Here is a 2,247-nt window from a genome sequence, read left to right on the forward strand (position 1 = left end):
CGGTGGCGCGTCCAATTCTGCGCACGAGATCAAAGTCCCTGGTGGCTCCCAGGGCGTTGTTGTGGGGGAAGAGGGTGGCGCCCTGGAGGTTGTTGTGGCCGTGGACGGCGTCGACGCCGTAGATGAGGGGGATTTTGAGTCGGGAGTGTTTTGCTTGTTCAATAAAACCGAGGACCATGTCCCGCCAGTTTTGGGGGTTGTTTTCGGTAGGGTTTCCGCCGCCACCACTGAGGACGGATCCGAGACTGTATCGGGCGATGTCTCCGGGTTTGACGCTGTTCTTTTCGGGCTGGGTCATCTGCCCGATTTTTTCAGTGAGGCTCATCTGGGCAAGCAGGTTCTGGACGAAAAGGTTTTCTTGGTGGGCTGGCATGGAAACTCCTTGTCAGAAGGATGTTCTTCCAGAATGGGAAGAAAAGAAGGGCGGGAGTGTGCAGCAAAGAAACGCTGAAATGCCAGGGCACCTCTTCAGCGTTGCGGACCCATATTTCTGGACTGGGACAATGGATCTGCGAAGTTGGAAGCATTATAGAAGTTTTGACAGCGCTTTCGCAAGTCTAAAAAGGTCGATTTGATATCTTGCGCTCAGCACGCTTTCGATTTGACAAACGTTTTCAAAACGTGCACGATACTGGGCCTGTTGCCCCACATCAATCAGGTTTTCAGGGCTGTGGGTGGTGTGGCCGCCCCAGACTCTGGTGACCAACTGGCGTAAGCCAATTGCCCTTACAGCACGCTGCTGTCTTGCTCTATGCTGGTCTGAAAGAGGTCTGCATGGAAACTTTACCGCACCATCATTTGCGTCTTCAGGAATCTGCTCTGGCTGCACTGCACAACCATCCGCTGCAAGGCACCCTGCTGTTGTCTCTCTGCATGGAAACTCCAGATCCATTTTTTTTGAATTTCCTTTTTACACGGTATGACCTGTTCAGCAACCCAGAAGGGTTCTGGTGGTGCGCAGGATCTGCTGGGACCACACCCATGACACCCAGCGCATGGAGCGGTACCACTGGACTCTGGAAGGCGTGAATGCCCTGAGGGAAAAACACAAACCGCGCCAGTGGGACATCACCCTGCAGGAACAGCAAGGTGTTGCAGATCCTGAAAGGGCGGAAGCCTTGCTGGAAAGTACCTCCCACCTTCCTGACCGGACCATCCCTGACCAGGCAAAAGGAGATTGCCGCCTGACCCTGCAATTGCCACAAGGCCAACACCACCAGTGGTGGCAGGGAGAACAGGTGCACCTGGATGCCCTGGCCTCAGAAGTGCAGGGGTTGTTTTTTGCTGCTGCCTCCGGGCCCATGGCTGCAACTCAGGGCATCGAAAATGGGGCAGGGGTGCGCTTTGAGGTGGATGAGGTCGTTCCCGCAACAGCACTGTTGCAGCCTTCCCTTTTGCAGAAGCAGCTGGAAAGCCACCTACGAACAGAACTGCTGTGCAGCAGTTTTGACGCTGTGCAGAAAACCCTGCCCACTTCGGGAAGCCATGCTTTGATTGCTGCGGTGCATCAGGCGTTCAGCCAGCATTACCCCCTCACCCTGTCTCCAGACATCCTCTGGATCACCCTCAGCCAGGGGGTGGCCCTGCACATCCAGAACAACGCTGAAGACCTGCGGCACCTCTTTGTGCAACATCAGGGCAAGGAGAAACTCACAGTGCGGGCCAGGCAACTCTGCACGCCTGAAGACTGGGCAGAAGTGGTGCAATTGTGGACGGAAGGCATCCAGGACCATGTGGGACAGACCACGGCGGAAGTCTTCCGGTGCGATTTCTCCACCACCACAGACACCATCCGCACCACCAGCCAGATCGTGATGATGGATGGTTTCCGGGAGTACTTCGATTATGAAGTGATCTGCATCTGTGGCATTCCCGAAATCATCCTGGAAGGCGCCGTGGAAGACTGGGTGAAATTGAAGCAGAAAGTGCAACGTCTGGAGGCCTGGGGCCTGGAATGGTGGACCCGCCACCTGCTTCCCCTGTGCGACCAGTGGATCCAGACTGCACAGGGCAACCCTTCCAGAACGTTCTGGCAAAGCATCTACAAACCTGAACAATCTTATGGTCCAGATCAGATCACCGGCTGGCTGAAACTGCTGTTTCCTTACTGGAAGGAGCGGGTGGGCAATGAGGAAAAATACACTTTTAAAAACCCCCTGCTGATGGCTGAGCAGTGAACAGAAGTTACTCATCTGGCGGATTTTGCAGGGAAAAGCCCAGAAACAGCAACTCGAAAGCCTCTAAACC

3 protein-coding genes are annotated in these 2,247 nt (G+C 55.0%); 1 reads left to right on the forward strand and 2 read right to left on the reverse strand.

Going from position 1 to position 2,247, the window contains the following annotated elements; all coding sequences use genetic code 11:
• Together IEY52_RS26320 and IEY52_RS26325 are read right to left on the reverse strand one after the other, a co-directional pair.
• Nucleotides 1–373, reverse strand: a 373-nt coding sequence (locus IEY52_RS26320) for a glycoside hydrolase family 3 N-terminal domain-containing protein (protein WP_308425030.1), incomplete at its 3' end; no start/stop codon positions are given.
• Nucleotides 374–526: 153 nt separating this feature from the next.
• Nucleotides 527–892 (reverse strand): hypothetical protein, encoded by a 366-nt coding sequence (locus IEY52_RS26325; RefSeq protein ID WP_189009636.1) that lies wholly within the window; start codon nucleotides 890–892, stop codon nucleotides 527–529.
• A 58-nt stretch (nucleotides 893–950) separates the two neighbouring features.
• Between IEY52_RS26325 and IEY52_RS26330 the strand changes: the two genes are divergently transcribed.
• A complete protein-coding gene (locus IEY52_RS26330; protein WP_189009639.1) occupies nucleotides 951–2,177 on the forward strand; it encodes a DUF4419 domain-containing protein in 1,227 nt (408 codons plus the stop codon).
• The last annotated feature ends 70 nt before the right edge of the window (nucleotides 2,178–2,247 follow it).

It is taken from the genome of Deinococcus roseus, from assembly GCF_014646895.1.
Taxonomy (GTDB): domain Bacteria; phylum Deinococcota; class Deinococci; order Deinococcales; family Deinococcaceae; genus Deinococcus_C; species Deinococcus_C roseus.

Coding starts and splice junctions, on each gene's coding strand:
- IEY52_RS26325 (WP_189009636.1), bottom strand. CDS start 892: ATGGATCTGGAGTTTCCATGCAGAGAGACAACAGCAGGGTGCCTTGCA.